The sequence below is a fragment of the Marasmitruncus massiliensis genome (genome assembly GCF_900186535.1).
In the GTDB taxonomy this organism is placed as follows: domain Bacteria; phylum Bacillota; class Clostridia; order Oscillospirales; family Ruminococcaceae; genus Anaerotruncus; species Anaerotruncus massiliensis_A.
Genome location: NZ_FYDE01000005.1, coordinates 475,092 through 501,161 on the forward strand (window position 1 = coordinate 475,092; position 26,070 = coordinate 501,161).

General features: G+C 44.5%; 24 protein-coding genes and 3 pseudogenes. 16 read left to right on the top strand and 11 right to left on the bottom strand.

Annotation, left to right across the window (positions count from 1 at the left end):
- Positions 1-4 precede the first annotated feature (4 nt).
- Entirely contained in the window at positions 5-670 is a 666-nt protein-coding gene (locus C1A10_RS10290) for a GntR family transcriptional regulator (protein ID WP_101910181.1), read from the top strand.
- Positions 671-730: 60 nt separating this feature from the next.
- Here C1A10_RS10290 and C1A10_RS10295 read toward each other — a convergent pair whose 3' ends face one another.
- Positions 731-1,816 (bottom strand): mandelate racemase/muconate lactonizing enzyme family protein, encoded by a 1,086-nt coding sequence (locus tag C1A10_RS10295; RefSeq protein WP_101910182.1) that lies wholly within the window; start codon positions 1,814-1,816, stop codon positions 731-733.
- Positions 1,817-2,150: 334 nt separating this feature from the next.
- On the opposite strand from C1A10_RS10295, the gene C1A10_RS10300 reads away from it, so the two are divergent.
- Together C1A10_RS10300 and C1A10_RS10305 are read left to right on the top strand one after the other, a co-directional pair.
- Complete coding sequence (locus tag C1A10_RS10300) at positions 2,151-2,426, top strand: metal-sensing transcriptional repressor (RefSeq protein ID WP_101910183.1); 276 nt, start codon at positions 2,151-2,153, stop codon at positions 2,424-2,426.
- Between the two features lie 121 nt (positions 2,427-2,547).
- Positions 2,548-4,419, top strand: coding sequence for a heavy metal translocating P-type ATPase (locus tag C1A10_RS10305; protein ID WP_101910184.1), 1,872 nt, complete (start codon positions 2,548-2,550; stop codon positions 4,417-4,419).
- 89 nt (positions 4,420-4,508) lie between these two features.
- Here the strand turns inward: C1A10_RS10305 and C1A10_RS10310 are convergent, their stop codons facing one another.
- The gene (locus tag C1A10_RS10310) at positions 4,509-5,480 is read right to left on the bottom strand and encodes an ROK family protein (protein WP_180951091.1); all 972 of its coding nucleotides are present in this window, start codon (positions 5,478-5,480) and stop codon (positions 4,509-4,511) included.
- 776 nt (positions 5,481-6,256) lie between these two features.
- Here C1A10_RS10310 and C1A10_RS10315 point away from each other — a divergent pair.
- From C1A10_RS10315 to C1A10_RS10325, 3 genes are all read left to right on the top strand, one after another.
- Entirely contained in the window at positions 6,257-8,329 is a 2,073-nt protein-coding gene (locus tag C1A10_RS10315; RefSeq protein ID WP_101910186.1) for a HelD family protein, read from the top strand.
- A gap of 430 nt (positions 8,330-8,759) precedes the next feature.
- Positions 8,760-9,152 carry a hypothetical protein gene (locus C1A10_RS10320; protein WP_101910187.1) on the top strand — a complete coding sequence of 131 codons (393 nt, stop codon included), beginning with the start codon at positions 8,760-8,762 and terminating at the stop codon, positions 9,150-9,152.
- 161 nt (positions 9,153-9,313) lie between these two features.
- Positions 9,314-9,619, top strand: coding sequence for an RHS repeat-associated core domain-containing protein (locus C1A10_RS10325; RefSeq protein WP_145997725.1), 306 nt, complete (start codon positions 9,314-9,316; stop codon positions 9,617-9,619).
- A gap of 18 nt (positions 9,620-9,637) precedes the next feature.
- Here the strand turns inward: C1A10_RS10325 and C1A10_RS10330 are convergent.
- Positions 9,638-9,748: pseudogene (locus C1A10_RS10330) on the bottom strand (transposase); the annotation flags it as partial.
- Between the two features lie 286 nt (positions 9,749-10,034).
- On the opposite strand from C1A10_RS10330, the gene C1A10_RS10335 reads away from it, so the two are divergent.
- The 7 genes and pseudogenes from C1A10_RS10335 to C1A10_RS18970 form a co-directional block, all read left to right on the top strand.
- Positions 10,035-10,808: a DeoR/GlpR family DNA-binding transcription regulator gene (locus C1A10_RS10335; RefSeq protein ID WP_101910189.1), complete on the top strand. Its 774-nt coding sequence runs from the start codon at positions 10,035-10,037 to the stop codon at positions 10,806-10,808.
- A gap of 151 nt (positions 10,809-10,959) precedes the next feature.
- Positions 10,960-11,496 (top strand): xylulokinase, encoded by a 537-nt coding sequence (locus C1A10_RS10340; protein WP_101910190.1) that lies wholly within the window; start codon positions 10,960-10,962, stop codon positions 11,494-11,496.
- Between the two features lie 71 nt (positions 11,497-11,567).
- The gene (locus tag C1A10_RS10345) at positions 11,568-12,452 is read left to right on the top strand and encodes a xylulokinase (RefSeq protein ID WP_145997726.1); all 885 of its coding nucleotides are present in this window, start codon (positions 11,568-11,570) and stop codon (positions 12,450-12,452) included.
- Positions 12,453-12,465: 13 nt separating this feature from the next.
- Positions 12,466-12,837 (top strand): mannitol dehydrogenase family protein, encoded by a 372-nt coding sequence (locus C1A10_RS10350; protein ID WP_101910192.1) that lies wholly within the window; start codon positions 12,466-12,468, stop codon positions 12,835-12,837.
- Between the two features lie 105 nt (positions 12,838-12,942).
- Positions 12,943-13,086, top strand: coding sequence for a hypothetical protein (locus C1A10_RS18490; RefSeq protein WP_180951092.1), 144 nt, complete (start codon positions 12,943-12,945; stop codon positions 13,084-13,086).
- Positions 13,065-13,319 carry a hypothetical protein gene (locus tag C1A10_RS10355; RefSeq protein ID WP_145997727.1) on the top strand — a complete coding sequence of 85 codons (255 nt, stop codon included), beginning with the start codon at positions 13,065-13,067 and terminating at the stop codon, positions 13,317-13,319. Before C1A10_RS18490 ends, C1A10_RS10355 begins: the two co-directional genes overlap by 22 nt.
- Positions 13,312-13,749 (top strand): annotated as a pseudogene (locus C1A10_RS18970) (mannitol dehydrogenase family protein); the annotation flags it as partial. The gene C1A10_RS10355 and the pseudogene C1A10_RS18970, both read left to right, overlap by 8 nt.
- A gap of 348 nt (positions 13,750-14,097) precedes the next feature.
- Here the strand turns inward: C1A10_RS18970 and C1A10_RS18975 are convergent.
- From C1A10_RS18975 to C1A10_RS10380, 5 genes are all read right to left on the bottom strand, one after another.
- Positions 14,098-14,304 (bottom strand): IS3 family transposase, encoded by a 207-nt coding sequence (locus C1A10_RS18975; protein ID WP_423241418.1) that lies wholly within the window; start codon positions 14,302-14,304, stop codon positions 14,098-14,100.
- 453 nt (positions 14,305-14,757) lie between these two features.
- Entirely contained in the window at positions 14,758-16,062 is a 1,305-nt protein-coding gene (locus C1A10_RS10365; RefSeq protein WP_101910195.1) for a TRAP transporter large permease, read from the bottom strand.
- Positions 16,059-16,631 carry a TRAP transporter small permease gene (locus tag C1A10_RS10370; protein ID WP_207654725.1) on the bottom strand — a complete coding sequence of 191 codons (573 nt, stop codon included), beginning with the start codon at positions 16,629-16,631 and terminating at the stop codon, positions 16,059-16,061. Before C1A10_RS10370 ends, C1A10_RS10365 begins: the two co-directional genes overlap by 4 nt.
- A gap of 100 nt (positions 16,632-16,731) precedes the next feature.
- On the bottom strand, positions 16,732-17,775 hold the full coding sequence (locus tag C1A10_RS10375; RefSeq protein WP_101910196.1) for a TRAP transporter substrate-binding protein: 1,044 nt from the start codon (positions 17,773-17,775) through the stop codon (positions 16,732-16,734).
- 100 nt (positions 17,776-17,875) lie between these two features.
- Complete coding sequence (locus C1A10_RS10380; RefSeq protein ID WP_101910197.1) at positions 17,876-18,940, bottom strand: LacI family DNA-binding transcriptional regulator; 1,065 nt, start codon at positions 18,938-18,940, stop codon at positions 17,876-17,878.
- Between the two features lie 238 nt (positions 18,941-19,178).
- Between C1A10_RS10380 and nagA the strand changes: the two genes are divergently transcribed.
- Complete coding sequence (gene nagA, locus C1A10_RS10385) at positions 19,179-20,375, top strand: N-acetylglucosamine-6-phosphate deacetylase (protein WP_101910198.1); 1,197 nt, start codon at positions 19,179-19,181, stop codon at positions 20,373-20,375.
- 24 nt (positions 20,376-20,399) lie between these two features.
- Positions 20,400-21,140: a glucosamine-6-phosphate deaminase gene (locus tag C1A10_RS10390; protein WP_101910199.1), complete on the top strand. Its 741-nt coding sequence runs from the start codon at positions 20,400-20,402 to the stop codon at positions 21,138-21,140.
- Positions 21,141-21,236: 96 nt separating this feature from the next.
- Here the strand turns inward: C1A10_RS10390 and C1A10_RS10395 are convergent, their stop codons facing one another.
- Positions 21,237-21,578 (bottom strand): integrase core domain-containing protein, encoded by a 342-nt coding sequence (locus tag C1A10_RS10395; protein ID WP_278309136.1) that lies wholly within the window; start codon positions 21,576-21,578, stop codon positions 21,237-21,239.
- Positions 21,579-22,036: 458 nt separating this feature from the next.
- Between C1A10_RS10395 and C1A10_RS10400 the strand changes: the two are divergent.
- Positions 22,037-22,549, top strand: a pseudogene (locus C1A10_RS10400) (TrmH family RNA methyltransferase); the annotation flags it as partial.
- Positions 22,550-23,402: 853 nt separating this feature from the next.
- On the opposite strand, the gene C1A10_RS10405 reads toward C1A10_RS10400, so the two are convergent.
- Both C1A10_RS10405 and C1A10_RS10410 read right to left on the bottom strand, forming a co-directional pair.
- On the bottom strand, positions 23,403-24,098 hold the full coding sequence (locus C1A10_RS10405) for a DUF554 domain-containing protein (protein WP_101910201.1): 696 nt from the start codon (positions 24,096-24,098) through the stop codon (positions 23,403-23,405).
- A gap of 16 nt (positions 24,099-24,114) precedes the next feature.
- Positions 24,115-26,019 (bottom strand): TRAP transporter permease, encoded by a 1,905-nt coding sequence (locus C1A10_RS10410; protein WP_101910202.1) that lies wholly within the window; start codon positions 26,017-26,019, stop codon positions 24,115-24,117.
- Positions 26,020-26,070: the final 51 nt, after the last annotated feature.

Here is a 26,070-nt window from a genome sequence, read left to right on the forward strand (position 1 = left end):
AGTTATGGAGGCAGCTGCCAATCTGAAAGATACCGCTTATAAGTTTATAAAAGACAAGGTGCTTAACTGCGAGTTCTACCCCGGACAGGAAATCAGTGAAAAACAGATCGCCGAGACTATCGGGGCTGGCCGTACGCCCGTAAGGGAAGCCCTGCTGATGCTGCAAAAAGAAAACCTGATCGAAATCTATCCGCGAAGCAGCACCCGTGTAAAACGAATCCTCCCGGAAGAGACTGCTCAAACCTATCAGATACGCAAGCTGATTGAGCCTACTGTCGCAATAAAATATAAGAACCAAATGAACAGCATCATACTTTTGAATTTTGAAAAACGATTCGATGAAATGAAGCATCGCACAAATCTGGAGGATGAACGGCAGTTTTATTCGTTGGATATAGAATTTCATCAATTTATCGTAGACACGCCCGGTAATGCCCGCCTTTCGCGTTATTTCCATGAGCTCATGCAGGATACCTATCGCGTAGGAATTTTAAGCATGCTTCAGCACCGCAACTCGACCCGTCAGGAAACCCTGTCTGAACACCGGCGCATCATCCGTGCAATCCTTATGGAAGATGACCGCGAGATTGAGGCCGCCTTTGCAGAACATATTAACCATTCCTTACTTTCGTCTCTCGAAACCCTGAAGTATGAGGAAAATCCGGATTAAGTTTCTTGAAAAAACCACGGTGGACAAGTTCCACCGTGGTTTTTCATCATATGACTCTTTTTATTGGATCGGATTGAGACATTCCTCTTTAAAGCTGAATCCCCAACCGGCGCCATCGCGCAAGATTGCATAACCATTTTCAATACGCATGGTATTGTCGATGATTCCGTCGATCCAATCAAAGCTTTCTGCGCCGCATGGATTTGCAATTGTTGCAAGCAAAGGCACATCATAGTCCTTATAATAATGCGGCAGGCAGGGGATATGATAGGCATTTGCAAGTGCCGCGGATTCACGCCATGCCTCCACACCGCCAATTCGGATGATATCCGGCTGCCAAAGATCAAGCGCATTGCGGCGAATGAGGTCAAGCAGGGCGGTATCGCTGTATTCGCGTTCGCCCATTGCCAGACTGATGCCGGTTTTTGCGCGGACTGTTTCATAGCCGGCAAAGTCTGTATTTGCGACTGGCTCCTCAAACCAGTGGATGCCGATGTCTTTGGCAAGGTTCGAGAGTTTAATTGCGCTTGGAACATCCATTCCCTGGTTGGCGTCGATCATGATGCGCATGGAATCTCCAATCGCTTCACGCACCATACGCATCCTGCGCAGATCGCGCTCCATATCAGGGCTCCCCACTTTTACCTTAACTGCGGTGAAACCGCGTGCTTTATACCGGCAGACCTCGTCAAGCAATTCTTCGTCGGTGTAATTGAGCCAGCCGCCGCTGCCATATACCGGGATTTTTTTTCCGTTGCTTCCGAGCAGCTTCCAAATCGGCTGACCCAGCGTTTTTGCCCATGCATCCCACATTGCAACATTAGCGGCGGCCTGCGCCCAGCGCAAAAGACCGGGATTCCCAAAGTATTCGCATTCCGCCTCGTACAGCTGCTTCATGCGGATCACTTCATTCACTTCAAACCGGTTTTCTGTTAAAAAGCGCTTCAGGTCTTTGAGAGCTCCCTCAATTGCTTCGGGAGAATAATGGAAGCTTAGCAAATATCCCTGACCTTTGATTCCTTTTTCCGTGACCAGTTCCACGACGTAAAATTTGATATCTGAAATCTCATGGGTCGCATCGGCGATTGGCCGGCTCATTTTTGAAACCGCACTGTAAAGATGAATGTCTTTAATATAATTTGACATATGAAACCCCTTCTTGCTGTATAATCCAGTTCCTTTCCTTCTAATATATCAGATGATTGTATTATAACATGGCGTTTTCAAAAAAACAAGCTATATTGAGCGGGATAATTGCAATAATGTGATATTTGATTCTCTTTTTCAAAATAAAAAGCCAAAATCAAATATATCAGTGAAATTTTCTTGATTCAGGTTACTTCACCGTAAAATTCACCGCATAGTATTCTTATCAGAATAAAAATTAAGGAAAAAGACAGGGCTTTAAGAAACCTTGACAAAAAGCAAGGCCTGCATGATAATATACTTGTACCCCTAATGGTATATGGAGGCATCAAAAATGAGACAATGCATGGACACTGAAAATCTGCATCGCCGCTTGAAAAAAATCATCGGACAAGTGCAGGCGATTGACAGAATGGTGGAGGAGGATATTCCCTGTGAAGATGTGCTTGCTCAGATCAATGCGGCAAAGTCCGCATTGCATAAGGTGGGACAGGTTGTTTTGGAGGGACATATCAACCATTGTGTCAGAGATGGGATCGAGCATGGCGACGCGGATAAAACGATAGAGAACTTTACAAAAGCTGTGGAGCGTTTTGCCAATATGACTTGATCTTTATATGGTAAAGCCAGCCGTGAACTCACGGCTGGCTTTTTTGTGTTCACTTGACAAGTGATACCCCTATAGGTATAATGTACCTATACCCCCATGGGTAAAATAAAAGGAGGCAAAAATGCAGAAATTAGAGAAATTTTTGGAATGGGGCGGTACCCCGAAGAAGATTTTCTGTTTGGCGATTTCCGGGCTTGCATTGCTGGCAAGTATCTTTGATCTTGCGCCGCTTCCGTTCGACGCGGCGTGGGCCGCTATCATTTTGTGCGGCATTCCCATTATTTTAGAAGCAATCATCGGTTTGGTAACCGCCTTTGACATCAAGGCAGATGTTCTGGTTTCCGTTGCGCTGATTGCCTCCGTCGTGATCGGAGAAGACTTCGCCGCGGGTGAAGTGGCCTTCATTATGCAGCTGGGCGCTTTGCTGGAGGATTTGACAGTTGCGAAGGCACGGGCCGGAATTGAGAAACTGGTTCATCTCACGCCGCGCACTGCCCGGAAAATTGACGGCGTAGCCGAACAGATCATTCCCGCAGAACAGGTGAATATCGGAGATATACTTCGCGTGCTTCCCGGCGAAACAGTTCCTGTGGACGGGGTGATTAAATCGGGGCAGACCTCTATCAATCAGGCTGTTATGACGGGTGAATCGTTGCCGGTGGACAAGGGCATTGGGGATGAAGTATCCAGCGGCACAGTCAATCAATTCGGTTCTTTTGATATGCGGGCGACGAAAGTCGGAGAGGATAGTTCCATCCAGCGCATGATTCGGCTCGTTCAATCCGCAGACGCAGGAAAAGCGAAAATCGTAGGAGCAGCGGACAGGTGGGCCACCTGGATTGTTGTGGCCGCCTTGAGCACAGCCGCGCTGACCTGGCTGATCACAGGGGAAGTTATTCGGGCGGTTACGATTTTGGTTGTATTTTGCCCCTGTTCTCTCGTTCTGGCCACCCCCACCGCTATTATGGCCGCCATAGGAAATGCCACGAAACACGGTTTTCTTGTCCGGGAAGGCGACGCATTGGAGCGATTGGCATCTGTAGCGAAAATCACCTTTGACAAAACGGGGACCCTGACTTATGGAACACCGCAAGTCGTTGCAGTCCACAGCTTTCTTCCCGATATTCCGGAACAGGAGATTTATACTTACGCGGCCTGTGCTGAAGCCCGTTCGGAACATCCGCTTGGGAAAGCAATTGTCCGCTGTTACCGGACTTTAAACCAGAAGGATATTATACAAGCGGAGCAATTTCAGATGCTGCCCGGGCGCGGCGTGCGGGCTATTGTAACAGGAAAAGAAATTGTTGCCGGAAATTTTGAACTGCTCTCTGGCCAGAACATCGCTGTGTCCCCGCAGGATGCGGCAGAGGCGAAAAAGTATATAGACGATGGCTGCACGGTCATATATCTGTCCATCGGGCAAAAGCTGTCCGGCTTTCTCGCACTGGCAGATACATTGCGGCGGGAAGCCACAGAAATGATCGCCGCGGTGAAAACAGCGGGTGTTGCGCCTGTCTTGCTGACCGGCGACCATGAGAACGCGGCAAAACATATCGCGGGACAGCTTCAAATCAACGAAGTACACGCAAACTGCCTGCCGGAAGATAAGCTGAACTGGATCGATGCATATCAGCAGGAACACAAGCAGGTTTGCATGATTGGAGACGGCATCAATGACGCACCTGCATTGAAAAAAGCCTTTGTCGGAATTGCGATGGGTAGGATTGGGAGCGATATCGCGATAGACGCGGCGGATGTTGTGCTGGTCAGTGATGATATTAAAGAACTCCCGCATTTGATGTACCTTGCAAAGAAAATGATGGCGACAATCAAGTGCAACCTCACGTTTTCCATGACCTTAAATTTTGCTGCAATCATTTTGGCTATGGTCGGGATTTTAAACCCTGTCGTAGGCGCACTGGTACATAACGCGGGTTCCGTTCTTGTTATTCTCAACTCGGCTTTTTTATTAAAATGGAGAAAAAAGAAATGATGATCACAGCGGGGCATTGTTCAATCCACTGTTTCAATACGATAATAATAGCGAAAAGCTATTACGAATGACTCCTTTACCAACGGAAGTTAATCAAGGAGCCGGTTTCCAAAGACAAATAACCCCCGTTTGTAATCTTCTTCAAATTCATAAGATATTTCTATCTGAGGAACAGTATGTGGCGGAAAATTTTTGACGCTCTCTTTTCGGATTTCATCGATTTTTCCGGCTATAAGATCATTGCTATAGAGAATCATACGATCCGGATTTAAAATCGCTATATAAGAACCTAGTATTCTTGCATAATAATCAACAATATCCACATCTTTAAAATGAGTCTTTGCATATTCCAAATTATGTTCAATAGGGAGGTAATGCAGTTCTCCTGCAAAGGCAGATGTACCGTGCCAGGCGTGGCCGTCTATTACGACTCCGCCGCCAATTCCCATTTTCCCGAGATAAATGCAGACCACCGCCTTTTTCGGGGGACTACATCTCGCCCAGAACCCTGTAGATACAATTTGCATGTCTCCTTCCACCGCACATGGCAGACCTGAAATATTATTAAGATATGTGGACAGGTTTACGCCCCACAGCTCGCTGTATCCAAAGGATTTCTGAATAATGCCTCCGCAGACATTCGCAGCCAAACCCATTGTGATCGCTCCGAGCTGTGGGTAACGCGCCTGTATACGCCATATCAGCGTATCTATAGTTTTTAAAATTTCTGCTGCACAGAATTCATTCCCCTGTTCCACATTTTTTCCTGATAAGTCGCTTACAAACCAATGCAACTCTTCCGCTTCCAAGTATAGAGACATTATCACCCTGTAAAGGGGATTTATCGCGTAAAGCTGTGCACAACGGCCTCCGGTTGAAGTCCCTACGCCTTTTTCTAACAGTTCCCCTGCGGAAAGCAAAGAATCTACAGCTCGGCTAATTGTCGGAAAGCTCAGCCCGGTTTCTCTTGCCAACGCGTTTTTACTCATAGTTCCTTTGGCTTTCAAAGTATGCCGGATGACGCTTGTGTTGATATTTTTAAGCTCTCCTGCGTCTGCCATAACCGCTCCATTTACAATCATAGTTTTTAATACTATGTTAATAAGTATCTGTTTTTATTATACGCCATTGAAAAAAGAATTGCAAGACTTCAACCATCTAAAAATTGATGAAATAATTACAACAAAAAAAGTAACAACTAATGAGGCTGCTTTGTATGGCCGTAATGATTTATTGCAGCCGAATTTTGACCACATATCGGAGGGACGGTCGACTGGATGGCATGATGGGCAAGCCCGGCAGTTCGGCGGTTGACATGAGTTGCACATTATGATTAGAGAATTATTTGCGGTCAGGCGTGAAAAAAGGCAGCTTGTGATACGTTCACAAACTGCCTGATGTTGGATAATCCCATAGTGCAGAGCCGCTGTCTATGGGAAAAGTATCATTGCTCTTGCTTGATTTCTGGCAAGTATGACATCCGCAAAACTCCCGCAAATCAAGGCTTCCGCGTATGGGGGAAAAAATTATATTTTTTGATATAACAAGCCCCGGCATACTGATATGGAATGCCGGGGCTTGTCCCGTTAAAGCCGACGAGTCCGTCTTTGGTGACTTTTCGGATTTGTTATAGAATTTGTCACGGACAATTTTTTTAAAAGAAGGCAAGAACCTCTGTTTGTACATTTGCGACATAAATTTAATGAAATTTTATGAAATAATTACAATTGTTCACTGAGCCCACTGTTACAGTATCATACCTTATCTCAAAGAAAAAGTCTATACTTTTCTAAAAAAGTCTCTATAATATAAGTTACTTCAAAAGGAGGGTTATCGGATGTTGAATCAAAGTGAAGCTGAAGAACAGCGTTATCTTGAAATGATTTTGATAAAGCTCAGAAAAGCATTTCAGGATATAGATGACAAGATTATGAACTATGCTCACGAAATCCGTGAAAAGAAAAAATACATCTGGGAAAACCTCTCCCAGCTTGACTCGGTGGAAAAAGCGGACAACCGGATTGCTGTGAGTAACACGATCGCTTTCGGAGAAAAAGCGATTCTACAGAGGCAAAAACTTTCCAAACTGATCAACTCCCCCTACTTCGGAAGGATTGATTTCGTCAGGGATGATGAGATCAAAGAAAACGCTTTTTACATTGGGATTCACAATTTCGCGGAAGAAAACGAAAATAAAATATTAATTTATGACTGGCGAGCCCCGGTTTCCAGCCTGTTTTACGATTTTGAAGCCGGGCGAGCCAACTATTTAGCGCCAGCAGGGAAAATGGAAGGGAGAATCACCTTAAAACGGCAATACAAAATTAAAGACAGCCAAATGCAATACATGATCGAGAGCGCCCTTAATATTGACGACGAGGTTCTGCAGAAGGAACTGAGCCAGACTTCCAGCGAGCGCATGAAAAATATCGTTGCAACCATACAGAGGGAACAAAATGCAATTATTCGAAACGAGCAGGCAAGAGTGCTGATCATACAGGGCGTAGCGGGCTCCGGCAAAACCTCCATCGCCCTGCACCGAGTGGCCTTCCTGCTTTACCGCTTCAAAGATACGCTGAACTCAAAAGACATCCTGATTATCTCTCCGAACAAAGTTTTTGGAGATTATATCTCCAATGTCCTGCCGGAGCTTGGAGAGGAAGAAATCACTGATATCGGATTCGAAGAAATCGCAGCAAAGGAAATCGCCGGCAAGATAAAATTTCAGACTTTTGAGGAGCAGGTATCCGGGTTAATTGATGACCCTGACCAAAAACTGACCCGGCGTATCCGATATAAAGCGTCGACAGATTTTGTAAATGCGCTCAAATCTTTTCTGGCACATGCGGATGCAGAATACTTCCATCCGACAGACCTCCATGTTGATTCGGTTGTTGTTTCCAAAGAGGAACTGCAAAAGGGTTATGAAGCGATGAGGAGGCTGCCAATAAGGCATCGGCTCGAAAAGATAGCTGCCAGCGTCATCGTCAAAAGTAAAAATAAGATGGATGGCAAAATGAAAGGTGCGACCACAAGGAAGGTGAAAGCAGCCATTCTGGAAATGTATGAATTTCAGGATGCGCTGTCTCTCTATCGGCATTTCTTCAATGTGATCGGGAAACCGAATCTTTTTCAGCTAAAGCAGAAAAACACGCTGGAATACGCCGACGTCTTTCCTTATGTTTTTGTTAAAATATTCATTGAGGGAGCAAAAGGAGACTACCGGAAGATTAAGCATCTGCTTATCGACGAAATGCAGGATTACTGCCCTGTCCAGTACGAAGTTCTGACCAAACTGTTCCACTGCAAAATAACGATTTTGGGCGACGCCAGCCAGTCGGTCAACCCATACAGTTCTTCGACATTGGAGTCAATCAGAAGCATCTTTCCGGATGCCGACTGTGTGGAGCTCTGTAAAAGCTATCGTTCCACGACTGAGATCATGAATTTTGCCAAGAAGCTGAAACGAAGCAGCAAATTGATTCCTATCGAACGGCACGGTGACGAGCCAACGATTGAGAGGTGTTTCTCTGCGGACGACCAACTCTGCCTGCTTCAGAAGAGGATTCTGCAATTCGCCGACTCCAATTACCATACTCTTGGGATCATCTGCAAGACACAAAGTCAGGCAGCCGAGCTTTACGAACAGCTCAAGGATCAATTCCATAAAGTCAGTTTATTGAGTTTCAGCAGTACAGAATTTCATGACGGTGTGATAGTGTCAACAGCCCACATGGCAAAAGGCTTAGAATTCGATCAGGTGATCGTCCCATTCGCGGATGCTTCCACCTACCGGACAGAAATGGATCAGAGCATGCTGTATATTGCCTGCACCCGGGCCATGCATAAGCTGGAGCTCATGTATTTCAATAACCTTTCGCCGTATTTGAACAAGGGGAAAAGAATGTAAAACGGGTACTAATGAGAAGAGTATGCAGAATAAGATTTCCTTAAGGATGTTTACCGTAAAGTATGATTTTGTTTTGGGTATACCGCAGGAGATATAATCTGAAATTTTTTCAGTCTACTGTGAAGCTCAAACAGCCCCTTAACTTAGCATGAAGCCGGTTACTGTATACTTGCAAATTTTGCATTACGTTGATATTGCTGAAACAGATTGTTCAGTCATATGTTGATATGGTAGAAATTTTCCGGAGCATGTGACGGTGAAATTTAAAGTTGCTTTTGACTTTGATGCGTCCCAGCCAAACAAAATTGAATATCGCTTTGAAAAGACTGCTGACCGGACAGAACTGAAAGCAAGCTAAATACCGGATACGCAAAACAACCACCCAGCAATGGGTGTGGTTGTTTCTGTTAATCAGGGAGATGAAAAGTTAATGAGTCTTAGAATTTTTTTAATAATTCTTGGAGCCTTTTTATTCTTTTCAGGAGTAAGAGGTTGGGTAAAACAAACTAGTATTCTTAAAAATGGAATACGGAAAACAGGAATTATTATAAGATATGAATGGTATGGGCCACCATTTAAAAAGAGCCTATGGCCAATCATTCAATTTGATTTTGATGGACAAACTTTAGAGTTGAAGCCTGAGACGATACCAGTAAATTACTGCAAAGAAGTCGGAAGCCAAATAAAAATTATATATTGGAATAAATACCCGGAAACTGTTGCATTACAAGATCAATACTATTGGTTAATGTACGTACCAATTATGTTATTGGGTATCCTTACCCCATTAATTGGCCAATTCATTAATTTGAGTAGATCTTAGTTTAAGAAATTATAATAATTATAATAAAGTGATTCAGTATCGAAATTGAACGCAACGCAGAGATCACATCTACTGTACAGTCGTGGGACGGCCAAAACATCGTGGCGGAAGTCGTCACGACGGAACTATGACAGCGCGTTATCTGCGCGGAATCAATCTCATTGCGCGCGAACAGGACGGCACCAACCAGTATTACCTGTTCAATGCCCACCGAGACCGTTATCCAACGCACGGACGTGTGGGGCAATGTGCTTAAAACCTGCCGCTACGATGCGTTCGGCAACGAGCAGAACCCTGAAAAGTTGGATTCTAACCCCTTCCGCTACTGTGGGGAGTACTTCGACAGAGAAACCGGTGAACTCTATCTCCGTGCGAGGTATTATAATCCGGAAATTGGAAGGTTTAGCGAAGGCATTACAGGCTATAACTTTTTGACAGACCAGTATAAACGCCGAATAGCCGTCTGAAAAGCGGCCTGCTACTCAGATTTCCTGGTTCAGCCGCTCAATGACATTGTTGGTACGGGTGCGCGTCAAATGCTCGGGTGAGAAATCTACATAAGTGAGCGCCTCTTCAGCACCGTTTTCCACCTTTTTTCAGTCACATCCCCTGCCGTTCGGCTACCGCAGCCTTGGCTTTCTCCCTGAAGAGATAGTATCTTGGTAAGATTCCTGCTGTAGTGGCCGCTACCGCAACCCTGGTGGTGAACTTCGGTAAATACACAAGCTGGTGTTTTATGGTTGATGAGAAAAACAACAAAAGAAGTTTACACTTAAAAATGTTGCATCGTTATTATGTTTATGTTAATGTTAATATAATAAATAGTAATATGTGATTTTGAAAGGCAGGGAAAGATGTACACGGCTGTGTGCGCGATTATATATGAGAGCAGTGCGATTAAAACAAATAGAACAGTATATCTCTGAACGAGAGTTTGTTACAATCAATGAATTGTGTGAATATTTTGCTGTCCACAAGAATACCATGCGGGCAGATATTAACGAGTTGGCTGAACGTGGGATCGTAGAAAAACGATATGGCGGGGTATCCTACAAATCTTACTATCTACCTACTTCATATGATGAACGAACTGCTTTGAACGTGGAATCAAAAGAGATTATTGGACGCTTAGCTGCTCCACTTTTGGACGATGATGATGTGGTTTATGTAGACTCTGGAACAACAGCACCGATGCTGTTTCGAGAGCCTGCTCAATTGCCAAAACGACTAACGGTAATTACAAATAGCCTTTCTGTAATCAATTGGTGTTTTCAGAATTCAGATTATAATATTTTTGCCCTGCCGGGAAAGGGTGACCGGCAGCTAAACTCATTTGCCAGTCTGGAGACAATAGAGAGTGTACGTGCCTATAATATCCAGAAAGCATTTCTTGGAATTCGTGGAATTTCAAGAAATGGGGATCTGTCATCAGCTTCTCCCGTTGATGCAAAATTGAAGACTACAATCCTAGAGATTAGCCAACAATGCATTTTAATGGCTGGCGCTGAAAAGCTCAACAACCCGGCAATGCTGAATTTTGCGCGTATGGACGCAATGGATATGTGGGTGTGTGATCAAGCGACTAATGCGGTGAAACAGTTGGCTGAACGAATGCATGTGCAGTTGATAAGTCCGGCCATTGCGGGGAAAATATAAAAATAACACTGATAAGAAATAATAATATGACAATAATATAACAAAAACAAAACAAAATCGTATTGACAAAGCGCTACCAATGTGCTAATATGACCACAGTCAGTTAACACATTGGTAGTTTTTTGTGATATTTGTGAATACGAGGTGTAACATGGTTCCAAGCATCCTGGCAATTGATATTGGCACGTCCTCCTGTAAGGCTGCAGTATTTTCTGAAGATGGACAGTTGCTTGCTTTGGGTAAGGGACGTTATTCCCTACTCTTTCCAGAGAAAGGGCAGGTCGAGCAGAATCCAAAGGAAATCTTTGAAGGAGTTGGGCAGGCGATCCAGGCGCTAAATAAGGGTGGAAGTGATCTGTCGCAAGTTCAAGCGATTTCTTTCAGTGCGCAAATTTTTGCACAATGCTTGGTGGACAAAGCGGGAGAGCCGCTTACAAATCTGATTTCCTGGATGGATGGGCGCGCGCGGAAAGAAGCGCAGGTGTTTACTCAGAAGTTTTCGGCAACGCGGGTGGAAGAACTGACTGGAATGGATATGGTGGTAACACCGGCCTACGGTGTTACTAAACTGTGCTGGCTCCAAAAACATCAGCCTGAACCGGTACGCTGTGCGTACCGGTTTATTCAGATCAAAGATTATGTGATTTATCGATTGACAGGCAATTGGTATCGGATCCCACCAGTTTAAAAGGATTGGTACACGCACACACTGGCCGCCCGGTTCCGGAGATTTTTTCCTTTACGGGCACATCAGAATCGTTGCTGCCGCAGGTAAAGCAGCCTTACGAAAGAGCGGGGGAACTTCGTGCAGGTGTTGCGGGATTTGAAGCCCTTCCCGTAGGAATTCCAGTTGTTGTTGGCTGGAATGATATGAATGCAGCCTTTCTGGGAATGGGGGCGCTTACAAATGGTTTTGTGGGTTTGAATTTGACCGGGACTTCAGAACATCTTGGGTGCGTGGGTCCCTGCGTTCATGTTGCAAGAGAAGCATATCTGGGTGTCAATCGTGTGCTGTTTTTAGATGACCGGGAAGCCTTCTATGGGGTTACATCTTCTGGTGGTCAGGCGGTAGAGTGGTTTGTAAAGGATCTGATGGGGGCAAAAGATGTCCATGATTACTTCAACAAACTGTTTGAAAATCAGGATGAAATCCCGCTGGCAAGCAATGACAATCTGCTCTTTCTGCCTTATATCGAAGGTGAACGCAATCCGTGGAATAACCCGGAAGTGCGCGGGGTCTTTTTTGGACTCAGCCGTAGCCATCGGCAAATTTATTTAGCAGTCGCCGTGTTGGAAGGCGTGTGTTTTGCCCTGCGGGCCATTTATGACCAGCTGCCAGTGAAGCCTGAACAGATGATTGTTTCTGGTGGGGCCAGTACGGATGATTTATGGAACCAGATGAAGGCAAATGTGATGAATGCCCCTTTTGTCAAGCTGAATACCACCGAGGCCGGCTGTACTGGAGCAGCTATTCTAGCATTATCGATACTTCATCTGGGAATGTCGTTTAAAGAAGGCACGGCTAAGATCGTGCGTCCCATACAGACTTATCGACCGGATGCGGATAGATGTGCACGGTACGAAAAAAATATCAGCAGTTTTTGGCGCTGTATTATCACTTGGAAAAGCCGTTGTTTAACATGAAGGAGGAGTAAGCATGAATGCAATGATTTTTGGCGGTGGAAAAATAGCACGCGGATTTATTGGACATTTGCTGAGCCGCAGCGGATTTCATATTACATATGTCGAGTTAAATGAAGAACTGGTCAGAAGTCTCAACCAATGCGGAAAGTATTATGTGAATGTGATGGGAAATCCGGACGCCTGCCAGTGGGTTACGGACTTCGACTGTATTTCGCTGCGGGATGTTCCGGCTATTGCTAAAGCCCTTGTTAAAGCTGATATCGTATTTATGGCGGTTGGCGGAAAGAATCTGGACAGTTTAGCGGCTACGATTGCGGATGCATATAAGTTGGCAGAACCGGAACTGGGTACGAGAGAGAGAACAATTATTACCTGCGAAAACTGAGAAGAACCCGCCAGCCAGCTCCATGCAGCAATTTTACGGAACTTGAGAACTCCGGAGACGAAAGAATCCTTTGAAGCGCATATGAGCGTTTCAGAAGCGGTTATCATGCGGTCAGGTGTTGAAGCGACAGACGAAATACTGCAGATTGATCCCAATGCGGTTTCGGTTACTGATTTTTGGGAACTGCCCATCGACCGCAGCCGCATGAAGGGGGAATTGATCGCATTGTGGGGACATTGCGCCTTGTAGAGCGCCATAAAATGACCTACACGGCACTTGCTACGACGTTGGCGGCTGCAATCTATTACCCGGCGACCAATCCGAAGGACCCAACGGCCGAAGAACTGCACAGACTGCGTGAGGAACAGGGTATAGACGCTGTGTTAGAGCGGGTCTGCCATATTATGCCGAGTGAGCCGGCAGCAAAGATTGTAAAAGAACAAATTTCGTTTTTAAAGAAAAAGGGGTGGCTGCATGTCTGAACGTGTAGTTATCATTGGTGCTGGCGGAAGTGGCCGCGGCTTTTTGGCTCGGCTGTTGCAGGCGGATGGGGCGGCCCTGTGTTTTGTAGATCAGGATGAGCGCTTAATTCGTGCATTGCAGAAAAACGGCTGCTATCGAATTCAAGTGGGAGAACAGACGCCTCGGACTGTAATCAGGGACTACGAAGCGTTCCCGGTTTCCAGTGAAGCAGCTATTCAGCGTGTGGCGGAGACCGACTGGGTTTTTACCTCGGTGGGCGAAGAACATCTGGCGGAGTTGGCCCCTTTTCTGAAGCAGGCCAGTCAAAAACGGGGAGAACGGTCGCTGCCGGTGATCGCGTGTGAAAATGGGATTGCACCCAAAGTCACGCTGCGAAAAGCACTGGGGGAATCTGCTGAGCAGAACATCTTGGTGACACAGGGCGTCATTTTTTGCACCAGCATTCCGGTGTCCAACGGCAGTTTAGATATTTTATCCGAAGATTATTCGGAACAGCCGTATGATGTGGATGAAGCACTGTTCCAGATGCCTTTTGCGCATTTTCCGGCAACACGGAATTTTGCACAGTTACTCCAACGGAAAATTTATACCTATAACTGCTTGAGTGCCTGCATTGCTTACCTAGGTGCCTATTTGGGATATACTGTCTATTCTCAGGCGGCCAATGACCCCCAGGTGAGGCGATATTGTGACCATCTAAGTGTCGGACTCAATCGTGCACTTTGTAAAAATATGGGGACGGCGCCGGAGGAACAGAAAGCATTTGCAGAGCAGGCGCTAAAAAAGTTTTCTAATCCTGCCGATTTTCCGACGCGAGAGAATAATCCCTTGCTTTTTCAAAGCGACCTTGATTTTACGACTTCCGTAGACTTTGCGGCTTTCATTGAAAACGGTTTCCACAGTATCCTTAAGTTCGGTTTTAGCGGAAGTCCTTGTTGATTCATAATAGTAGGTGCTGCGAGCAATGCGAAGGATTCTGCACATCGCTGATATTGAGTATTTGTGAGCATTGCTCCGGATTACTTCTACTTTTGTGCGAATATTAGCGCTGCTTGTTTTAGAATATCATTCTCCATTTTGAGCTGCTGATTTTCCTTGCGCAACCGGATCAGTCCTTGTTCCTCCGGGGTTCTGTTATCGCACTCTTTGGCAGAACCGGTGGCATTGATCCGTTTGATCCAGCGTTCAACTACTGTAGGAGCCAGATCGTACTCACGGCAGATTTCAGATTTGGGTTTGCGTTATACAGCTGGACAATCTGGTGCTTGAATTCATCATTGAAAGATCGGCGTCGTCTTTTTCTGTTCATGCTATTAATCTCCTTTTCAACTTGATATTAGCATAGAACTAAAATTTCTGTCTAGTTTAGTGTAGCCGATCCACTCCACCGCTCCCAAAGGGCGGCTTTTTTTATGCTCTTAGAGTATATTGGGTTACTTATGCACTATAACCCATCACACGAGGTAAGAAAAGTGCAATACTTGGGAATGCAATAATAATTATTAAAACTGCTAGGTAGGTAAAATAAAATGGAAGAAACCCTTTTAAGGATTTTTCAATTGGGATATTTGCAATTGCACACCCAGCCCACAGCGAAGTTCCTACAGGTGGGGTCAGGAGCCCAAGGCCCAGAGCGAGAACCATGACTAGGCCGAAATGATAGGGATTAAAACCAAACGACATAGCAACAGGATATAGAATTGGAGTCAGAAGGATAATTAGTATTCCCATATCCATAAAACAGCCGAGAATAATCATCAGCATTACCATGAGAAACATAACAATGGCAGGGTTGCTAGAAACTGTAGTCAATGCATTGGCCACTCTGGTTGGAACTTTTAAGTAGGAAAGAACATAGCTGAATGCACTGGAAGTTGCAATAATAGCCATGATGGTGCTCAAGGTTTTAAGGGATTTCATGAAACAGCCTATTAATTTTTTGAAGTTCATAGTGCGATAGAAGAAAACAGTGACAATTAACGCGTAAACTGCTGCAATCGCACCAGCTTCGGTAGCAGTAAAAATACCACATACAATTCCAACCGCAACAATGAGAATTGTAACAAGTCCAAGCAGTGCTTCACGAACAATAGAAATATTCTCTTTCCATGTCTTTTTCTCGGAAATAGGGTATTTCTTCCTTACCGCAATCGCATAGGCACAAATACAAAGTGCAGCTGTTAACAGGACGCCCGGTATGTATCCGCACATGAACATTGTACTTATTGATAGCCCACTGCCAGCAGCTACAATATAGAATATCATATTCTGGCTTGGAGGAATGATAACTCCTTCAACCGAACTAGTACAAGTAACAGCCACGCTATAGTCGGCATCATAGCCTTCTTTTATCATTGCGGGAATCAGAAAGGAGCCAATTGACGAAACGTCAGCAATCGAGGACCCAGAGATTCCCCCAAAAAACATTGAAACTACGCAGTTTACAATCGCTGTGCCCCCGCGCATACGACCTACAAGAACATTACAGAATTTTGTGAGTCTATCTGATATGCCGCCGTCGGTCATAATCTGTGCCATGATAATAAAGAACGGCACACACATAAAAGTAAAACTAGTGATGCCGGTCGACATTTTCTGAAATAAATTCAAAAAAGGAATATCAAGATAGACAGCTGTAAATAGTGCAGAGAGACCGAGACAGAATGAAATTGGAATACGGATACACATCAGAAAAATCAATGAAAAGATCAAAATAAAAGTTCCAACTACGATTTCATTCATACGGTACCACCTCGTTCAATGTTCAGATCATCTATCGTTTTTTCCTTTTGGGATTCTTTTTGATATTCACTGAGCGGTTTCTCTAGCACAATGATAAAATTGAGTATAGAATAAACAACCATTAGAATGCCACCGACAACAAGTGGAGCAAATAACCAGCCTTGGGAAAACTGGGTGGCTGGTTGTCGCTTTGCCATGTTGAGCTTCGTAATTTGTCCGCCGTATTTGACCATTTCAACAAACAACCAAGTTAGTAAGCCATGGCGAATAAGATCAGCCGCTTTTCGGATTGGCGCAGGCATCTTATTATATAAAAAATAAAGTGCGGCGTGCGAGTCAGTATGGATGTCCAAAGCCATACACAAATAACCAAACCAGACAAGAAACATAAGAGTAACTTCTTCTGCCCAGCTAAATGGAGAGTTAAATAAAAAACGCATGCAAACCTGGGCAAATGTTATTAAAACTAGAATAATTAGCAGATAGCAGCAAATAAAACTCTCCAACGAAGACAATTTGTTGAAAAAACTGTTTATCTTTTCTATTCCAGTGCGAAAAGTATTCTTCAATTAGTATACCCCCCTATAAAGTAACTAGAGAGTTTCCCGTGCCGGTTTTAAGGCACGGGATACTCTTTGAGGATAATCGCGTAAATTAAAAATTCTATTTCTATGCTACATTTTTGATTGCTGCGATTATGTCAGCGTACTGGGGATACATATCATAAATTGCTGAAACTGAATTTTGGAACTCTTTCACATCAACGTCAAAAACTTCGCATCCAGCTTCCTCAACTTTCTTCCGTGCTTCTTCCTGATAATCATTCATCGCCTGGCGCTGCCATGTGCATGCTTCCAATGCAGCCTCAGTGACAGCTGCTTTTTGATTGTCACTTAATTTATCCCAGGCAGTCTTGCTCATCAAAACCATTGCAGGAGGAGCCATATGTCCATCGAGCGTATAGTTTTTAGCAACTTCATAATGTCCGGAAGTATAGTAAGAAACGAAATCATTTTCTGCGGCATCAATAACACCCGTTTGTAATCCCTGATAGACCTCGCCATATGACATAGGTGTTGCAGCTGCGCCTAACAATTCAACCATCTTGATTGCCACATCAGATTGCTGAACACGGACTTTTAGTCCTTTCATGTCTGCAACCCCTTTTATTGGCTTCTTTGTGGAATAGAAACTTCTCGAGCCGGATTCCCAGTAACCGAGACCGATCATATTATACTTCTCAAGTGAGTCGATAACGCCTTGACCGATCTTTCCGTCTAAGACTTTATATTTGTGCTCAGTGGAAGTAAAAATGTAAGGCAATGTAAAGACACCAACCTCATCGGCTGTAGATGAGAGCGCAGAAGTATTGATACGAGCGAAATCAAGCGTACCAGCCTGAATCTGATCAATGGTTTCGTTCTCTGATCCAAGCTGCGCATCCAGGTAAACTTCAATATTTACCGTTCCACCAGATTTTTCTTTTGCCAGTTCAGCAAATTTTTGCATTCCTTTAGATATTGGGTTATCAGCTGGTTGGTTCTCCGCCAGCTTAAATTCAAATACCTCATCAGCGGAAGCTGATTCAGAGCTGGCAGGGGCAACGACAGGTGGAGTGGTGCTAGATGTAGCTGCGGGGGAAGCTCCTCCACATCCGGATAACACGCTGGTAAACATCGCCGTTACAAGCATTGCCGATAGTACTTTTTTCATTTTCATTCTCCTTAACATTTATTATTATTTTCCTTTAAAAGAAAATAAAAATTCAGGAACGACCAAGGCGAGAAGGGCTTATTATCTAATTTTATTAAAATCAAATTCTTTCTTCGAAATAGCAAAGATTATTCTTCATAATAATACTAATTGGTACAGTTACTGATTCTGCAGGCGGATCAATTTTTTTCACAATATAGGAAAACAATAGTCTGAAGCCACGCTTCCCTTTGTCATACGCATTTTTATAAATCAATGCTTGAATAACATCATCTTTAAGTAGTTGTGCGCTTTGCTTGTATAGGTCACTTCCAACGCCTCGAATTTTTCCTGCAAGGCCGTAATCAACAACGGCTTTTGCAAGCGGCAGCGTTTCGCGAGCCGTTACAGAATAGAAAGCGACTATATCATCTGTTGATTTTAATATTCTTGTTGCTTCTTTATAAACCTGTTCACAGTCCTGATAATTATAAATAATCAGTGGTTCAAGGGGACTGTTGTGTTCATTCAGATAATCCTGAAAACCACGCAGATTATGCACATGAGAGGCTCTTTCTTCAAAACCGCCGGCAATTAAAATACGCCCCGGTTCATGAGTCAGATAAGAAAGAACTTCCGCGCCCAGACGCCCCGTCAATGTATCATGCGGGGCGACACAACAGAGCCGGCCAGAATCCGGAATGTCATTATCAATAAGAACAACTGGTATGCCACTATAAGTAAAACGCTCAATTGCGCGGCGCATGGCTTCGTCCTGCTTGGCCGGCATAGTCAATAATCCGGAAAGATTCCCGCCACTACTGTTATAAAGATTTTCCAGAACCGCTATTTGACTGTCAGAAGTTTCATCAAAGGCATAGTAATTAACATGGACATTTAAACTATTTGCCTCTGCTTCACAGGAACTTATTGCATCCCAAAAATACTTATTATAATATTGTCCATTGCCAGTTTTTAATGGGAGAACAACCGCCACCTGCATAGCATGACGTTTAAGAGAAGAGGCCACATAGTTTGTTGTATAGCCTAACTCTTTGGCTCTTTGCAGGATTGTTTCGCGCATAGCAGTACTCACGCCATCTTTATTATGGATAGCGCGATGCACTGTTGTCATGGAAACACCTAATTCATCTGCAATGTCTTTTAATGTTACTTCTGTACCCATATTAATCCCTCATGATCTAGATTATCGATTACGTAAATGTTAACGTTATCGTTTACTTAATTCTAACATCAAGGTTCACTAAATTACAATTGATTTAAGTGACAAATATGTCATTATTTGTTTGTATGAATTGACATTCCTTTCGAAAAATAAAGTTATTTGTCGTTTTCGAGTTGACAATTGTGTTCGGACTAGTTATATTGAAAATAAAGTTACAAACCGAAAGGGGGTATCCTTTATGAAAACTTTTATAAACGCGAAGCTCGTTTTAGTTGACTCAATCATACTACATGGCTATTTGAAAGAAGACCATGGCAAAATTGTGTCTTTTGGACATATGGACGATTGTATTATTGAAGGCAATGCAATTGACTGTGAAGAAAAGTATCTTGCGCCTGGTTTTATTGACATTCATTCACACGGCGGTGGCGGGTTTGATTATATGGATGGCACTGTTCAAGATATAGTAGGTGCAGCTCGAGCACATTTACATTACGGTACCACCAGTGTATTGCCTACTACAATGACAAGTAATGATGAAGATCTTTTTCGTACGATCTCAAGCTTTAAAGAAGCTTGTAAAGTTACCACTGATATGCCAAATTTATTAGGCTTGCATTTGGAAGGCCCATATTTTAGCAAATTGGAATTAGGTGCTCAGAGCAATAATCATATACTGAATCCATCTCCAGAGCATTACATGAAAGTGATGGAGCATGCCGATGGTTGTATTAAGCGTTGGTCGTTTGCACCAGAACTACCTGGGGCGCTTGAAATGGCAGATCGGCTAGCTCCTATGGGAGTTGCGCTTGCAGCAGGACATACTGCGGCGACCTATGATCAAATGAAAGAGGCATTTGATCATGGAGTCCATCATTTGACCCATTTTTATTCCGGCATGTCAACTATTGTACGCAAAGACGGATTTCGTGTTTTAGGCGTTGTTGAAAGTGGCTATTTAATCGATGGACTTACTGTTGAATTGATTGCAGATGGGCTGCATTTGCCACCTTCCCTTCTTCGTATGATCTTAAAATGTAAAAGCCATGACGAAATTTGCTTATGTACAGACAGTATGCGTGGTGCAGGCATGCCAGAAGGCCCGTATATTCTTGGCCCTTACAAAGGTGGTCAGGAAGTTATTGTCGAGGACGGAATCGCCAAGATGCCAGATCGTGCTTCTTTTGCAGGAAGTGTCGCTACTTCTGACCTATTAGTGCGTGTAATGGTTTATGAGGCCGGGCTCTCTATTTGGGAGGCTGTGAAAATGATAAGCATTAATGCCGCAAAAATTATTGGTTGTGACAGCTCAAAAGGCTCTATCCATGTTGGAAAAGACGCTGATCTTGTAGTATTTGATGATAGTATTTCTATTTCATCAGTGTATGTGAATGGTATAAAGTGCGCGTTTAACGAAACGCAATCTAGTATATAATAGAAAACAGGAGGTTCTATATCCATGAATATTAATGTAAACATATCACCAAATCCCGAAACCCTAGGTGCACATGCTGCAGCTTCCATTGCCCAATTGCTACGGGAGGCTGTTGATAAGAATGGTTCTGCCCGTATTATTCTTTCAACCGGTGCATCTCAGTTTGAAACAATTGACGCACTAGCTAAAATGGACTTGCCTTGGAACAAAATTGAAATGTTCCATTTGGATGAGTATGTGGCGCTACCTGAAACTCACATTGCATCTTTTCGCAAATATCTTAAAGAACGCTTTGTTAACAAAGTTGAGCTAAAAGCCTCCTATTTTGTTAATGGAGAAGGTGATACTGCCGCAAATATTGCAGAGCTAACAAAGCAACTTCGTAGTGCACCTGTAGATGTAGGTGTTATAGGTATTGGGGAAAATGGCCACATAGCATTCAATGACCCACCGGCAGACTTTGATACAGATGAAGCTTATAAAGTTGTCAACCTTGATGAGCGCTGCAAGAAACAGCAGGTTGGGGAGGGTTGGTTTGCGACTATAGATGATGTTCCGACGCAAGCTATTACTATGACAATCAAACAGATTATGGCTTGCCGCCATATTGTAACTGCCGTGCCCCATTCTGTGAAGGCAAACGCAATTTATGATACGGTAACTCAACCTGTGAATCCTATGGTTCCCGCAACTATCTTGAAAACTCATCCAGATTGGAAACTATTTATCGATGATGCATCAGCACAAAGTCTGTTTAAAATATAATTACTTATATTATTTTGGATGCGACAAAAGCCGACCTATAAAGAAATTAAGGATATTGAATGCTAAAAGCCGCCTATGTGAAGTGACTCCAAGAAGTTAAACAAATATTAAAATAAAGCAGTTTGAAAGGTCAAGAAAAACTGACACAGAGTTAAACATTTTAAGAATATTGTATTTCAAACTGAACAGGGCTAAGCCAGCCCAGAGTAGAGTAGATGCGCTTCGTGTTGAGTAGATTTCAATATACTTGAAAATATCCATGTGAGCTTGTTCGGGATCGTCATAACTGGCATCCTGAACAAGCTCACTTTTTAGAGTGCTATAGAAGGATTCCACGACAACATTGTCGTAAGGATTGCCTTTGCGGCTCATGCTCTGCCGGCATCCATACCGAAGCAGCAACGCTTGAAAGCGTTGTAAATGTATATTGAGAACCACGGTCGGTATGTACAACCAGTCCTTTGTCAGGATGCTCTTGTAAATGCGGGAAACCGTCAATCACTCATTCATACTCGGCTAAGCCAAACAGCTCCTTTAGTTCTATTTCAACCAAACGCTCTGTAATACCTCGCTTTTAAGCGGCCTCCCGAATAGTTCCTGTTAGCACATATAAAACAGTGTATTGGGCTGCTTGTTAATACCATTTACAAGTGGGCCGAGCAGTATAAATCCGATTCGGAAATCTTCCGAAAGCAGCACAAGATTTTCTATCATCATTTTTCTACATATGGTGTAGTGTATAGTCACAATGCCCCAATATTTAATGATATTGTAAACCATTAGGCAGAGGATGAAATATTGTTTGTGACTAATCGGGGGCTTCTAAACGGCACTGAAAACGGACAATTCAGCCCAGACATGACAATACTCGGAGAACGCTTGTAACCACACTTGGCAAACACCCCCAACTACCCAGTGTTGAGGAGCTGTGTGCCGGAGCACGTCGAGTGGCTATACTGGAAGGTATTGCTGACTCTACCAATGTAGGTGCTATTTTTCGCTCGGCTGCGGCGCTCAATATTGATGCCGTGCTGGTTACGCCCTCATGCAGTGCCCCACTGTTACGGCGTGCGGTGAGGGTCAGCATGGGCACCATCTTCCAGGTGCCATGGACCCACATTGGCAATAAACCCTCGGAGTGGCCGCAACCAGGCATCGAACATTTGCGAAGGCTGGGCTTTAAGACCGTTGCCATAGCTTTAAGTGATACTGCTGTTAGCATAGATAATCCGCAGCTTATGGCAGAGGAGAAGCTTGCTATCGTACTGGGTACAGAAGGCAATGGACTAGCACCCTGCACGATTGCCGAATGTGGTTATATCGTGCGCATCCCCATGTCCCACAACGTGGACTCTCTGAACGTTGCTGCAGCCAGCGCTGTCGCCCTCTGGCAACTCAGAGCCCGGTAACCTTTCATATGATAGTGAGAGCCGCTTTGTCGGGGTAACACAGATTCTCATAACATAGATATGTGCAAAACTAAGAAAAGTTATGGACATTCAGTGTGATTTACTACCTATGCTACAAAGTGCAGATATTTTGGATAGTGTTGTTTGTTTACTAGCTGCAAAAGATTTTTTAAATAGTGATGATTATTTCCCCAGTGACTCTAAAAAAGCAAAAAAAAGAAGGTTGGATTTGGGTAGAGAAAATTGATCCCTAATAAACTTCGCATAATGTTTATGACCAACCTAAGCATTTAAAATGCATTATCTATATGATAAGCAGATGAACAAAGATTTGGAGGCAATACCATGAGAATTTGTCAACAATGCCAATGCCAGATGGACGAGGGGTATAGGCTTAAAGTAAATACTTATGGCGCAATCAGAATCGAGTGCGGAATACCAAAAGCAGATGAAATAAAAGTAGCGATATGCCCTTCCTGCGGCGAAATGTCAATGTATCATGACAAGGGTATGAGAAAGTGAATTTCGATTCCACGAACAAGCCAACATCTTATTATGAGAGAGAATTATCCGAGGTCAGGCGTAAAAAAAGGCAGCTTGTGGCACTGCACAAACTACCTGACTTTGGATAATTCCATAGCACGGAATCACCGGATATGGGAAAACTACAATTCCACTTTTGCAATTGAAGAAGTTGAAATGGATGGCGTAATTATACTAATGTGGATTTTCGGTGATGTGTTCCCTTCAAAGCTTTAGCTGGATAACTTTTTGAAACATAAAAATGTAAAAACGACCAAAGAGCTAGCCTCCATCCACTGACGCACGGACTGAATCTTTGGCCGTTTTGTTGTTAAAAAATTGCGTTGAACAAAAAAGAAATTGGCATGACCGCAAGGAGGGACGGCAGCATATTGACAATGGAAATTTTTTTAATTTCCGCAATGCGGATACCCGTAGCCAACATAATCATTCCCCCACAGGCTGAGAAATCTTGTAGCATCTCAGCGGAGGTGTAAGGCGCAATCAGTCCGGACAGAAGGAATATGGTACCCAGAATGACAAATTGGGGGATGGCAATCCAACAGACCACGCTGCCAAGAACCATTGCAAAAATCATGGAGGTAAAGAAGTCCAGCAATGATTTAGTGAACAACAGCGTATGGTCACCCAGAAGCCGGGATTCCATCGCTCCGAAAATTCCCGTACCGGAAGCACAGAACAATACTGCCACACCCATAAGAACACCGATGTTTATTCTGTGGGCGCGGTACCGGTAAATTCGATGTATCAGGCGTTCCGCCCAGGCGTAAAGCCTGTCTTCCAGCCGAAATAGTTCCCCCAGCAAGGTTCCTGTCAGAAGGGACAGCGCCACCGAAGGCAAATGATGCACTTTAAAAATGCCGATGATTCCCATAGCCATGGAAATAATTCCAAAGATGAGGGGAAGGGAGGTTTTTAGCCTTTCCGACATCCGGCTGCGAAGCAAAAGTCCGATCAGTCCTCCGGTTACCAGACTCAAACAGTTTGTAATAACACCAATTGGCAACGGCTTGTCCTCCAGTTTACAGGGTATCCGCTTGGGCAGAATCTTTGTGCTTATTGCGCGTCAGAATCATCATCAGCGTGCCGGCTCCCAGGACAATACCCGCCAGATCCAACACCCATCCTGTCTGCATAAACATCATGGCCACGCTGGCAAACAGAAAAATGCGCGTCGGCACGGAAATCTTTCCCCGAAGCCATCCCATAATGGCCACGGACATCAACAGCACCGCAAAGACGGTAACCGCCATGACATACAGAACTTGGCCGACATTACTGTTTACCATCAGCATGGCGGGGTTGTAAACATAGATGTATGGAATTATAAAACCGGTGAGACCAAGCAAGAATGCCTCTACGCCTGTTTTGGTGGCATTAGCGCTGGAAATACCGGCCGCCGCATAGGCTGCCAGTGCAACCGGCGGGGTAATAAAGGACATGATGGCAAAATAGAACACAAACATATTCGCCGCAAGGGGATCGATGCCGGCCTGGGTCAGAGAAGGTACGCCTACGGTGGCTGCAATGATATAAGCCGCGGTGGAAGGAAGCCCCATGCCCATAATGATGCAGGCGATCATAATCAGGAACAGCATGGCGAAAATATTACCGCCGGAAAGCTTAAACACGATGCTGGTAAACTTGACGCCGATACCTGTCATGCTGACGATGCCGATGACAACACCGGCGCAGGCGCAGGCCATAGCCACGGGGATGGTGTTTTTCATGGCGGACACCAAAGCGTCGTAGATAGTGCACAGTGGGAATTTCTTCTCCTGCATCAGGCTTTTGATGGTGCCGATTACCAGCAGGACGGCAATGGCAAAGATAGCCGCGAAGTTGGCGGAAAGTCCCCGGCCCAGCAGTGCCACAATCAGGACAACGATGGGAATAGCGTAGTACCAGCCTTCTTTGAGTACCCTTTTGATCTGGGGCAACCGGTCGGCAGGCTCCGCCTTGATCCCCACTTTGTCAGCCTCCAGATACACAGAAATGCCAAGGCTCAGATAATAGAGGATTCCAGGAATAATTGCTGCAATGATAATGCGGGAATAGGGAATACCGGTGACGTCGGACATAACAAAGGCGGCGGCTCCCATCACCGGAGGTAGCAATTGTCCGCCGGTAGAGGCCACTGCCTCCACCGCCCCTGCAAAGGTGGGGGAATAACCTACCTTTTTCATCAAGGGGATGGTAAAGGTACCGGTAGTGACTACATTGGCCACCGCGCTGCCATTGATGGAGCCCATCAGCGCGCTGGACACTACGGCAGCCTCGGCGGGGCCGCCCTTCATTCGACCTGTGAGGGCATAGGCCACATCGATAAAGAACTTACCCGCTCCGAATTTTTCCAAAAGCTCGCCGAAAATAATGTACAGCGCCACAAAAGAAACCGATGCGCCGATGGGGGTGCCGAAAATACCCTCCATGGTCCAGGTTAGATAGTTGGTAATGTAAGGAACTGTATACCCCTTATGGGCAATAATATCCGGCATATAGGGGCCGAGCAAGGCGTAAAGGTAAAAGATTCCGGCAATAATCGTCAAGGAGAGCCCCACTACCCGTCTGGCAATATCCAGAACCAGCAGGGTCAGAATAACTCCAAAAACAATATCCATTTGGGAAGCACCCGTTACACTGCGCTGCATCATGGCCTTGGTACCGGTATTCATCAGAAAATAGATACCCGATACCACAGCCACCGCGGTGATAAACAAAAAGTATAACAAACTTTTTTTGTTTTTTTGCAGCCGGTCGACGGATTGATACAGCCCAAATATGGCAATCAGCATAAAGACGTGAAAAACACGCTGCTGAATAACACTGATCGAGGTGCTGCACGCAATGTAGATCTGAAACAGTGCCAAAGTCAGGGACAGCGCTGCAATCAGGCTCTTACTGCCTTTTATGACACTTTCCTTCATATGAATCCCAACCCTTTCCGTTAGATACGAGAGCAATCGCAGCCTGCATAG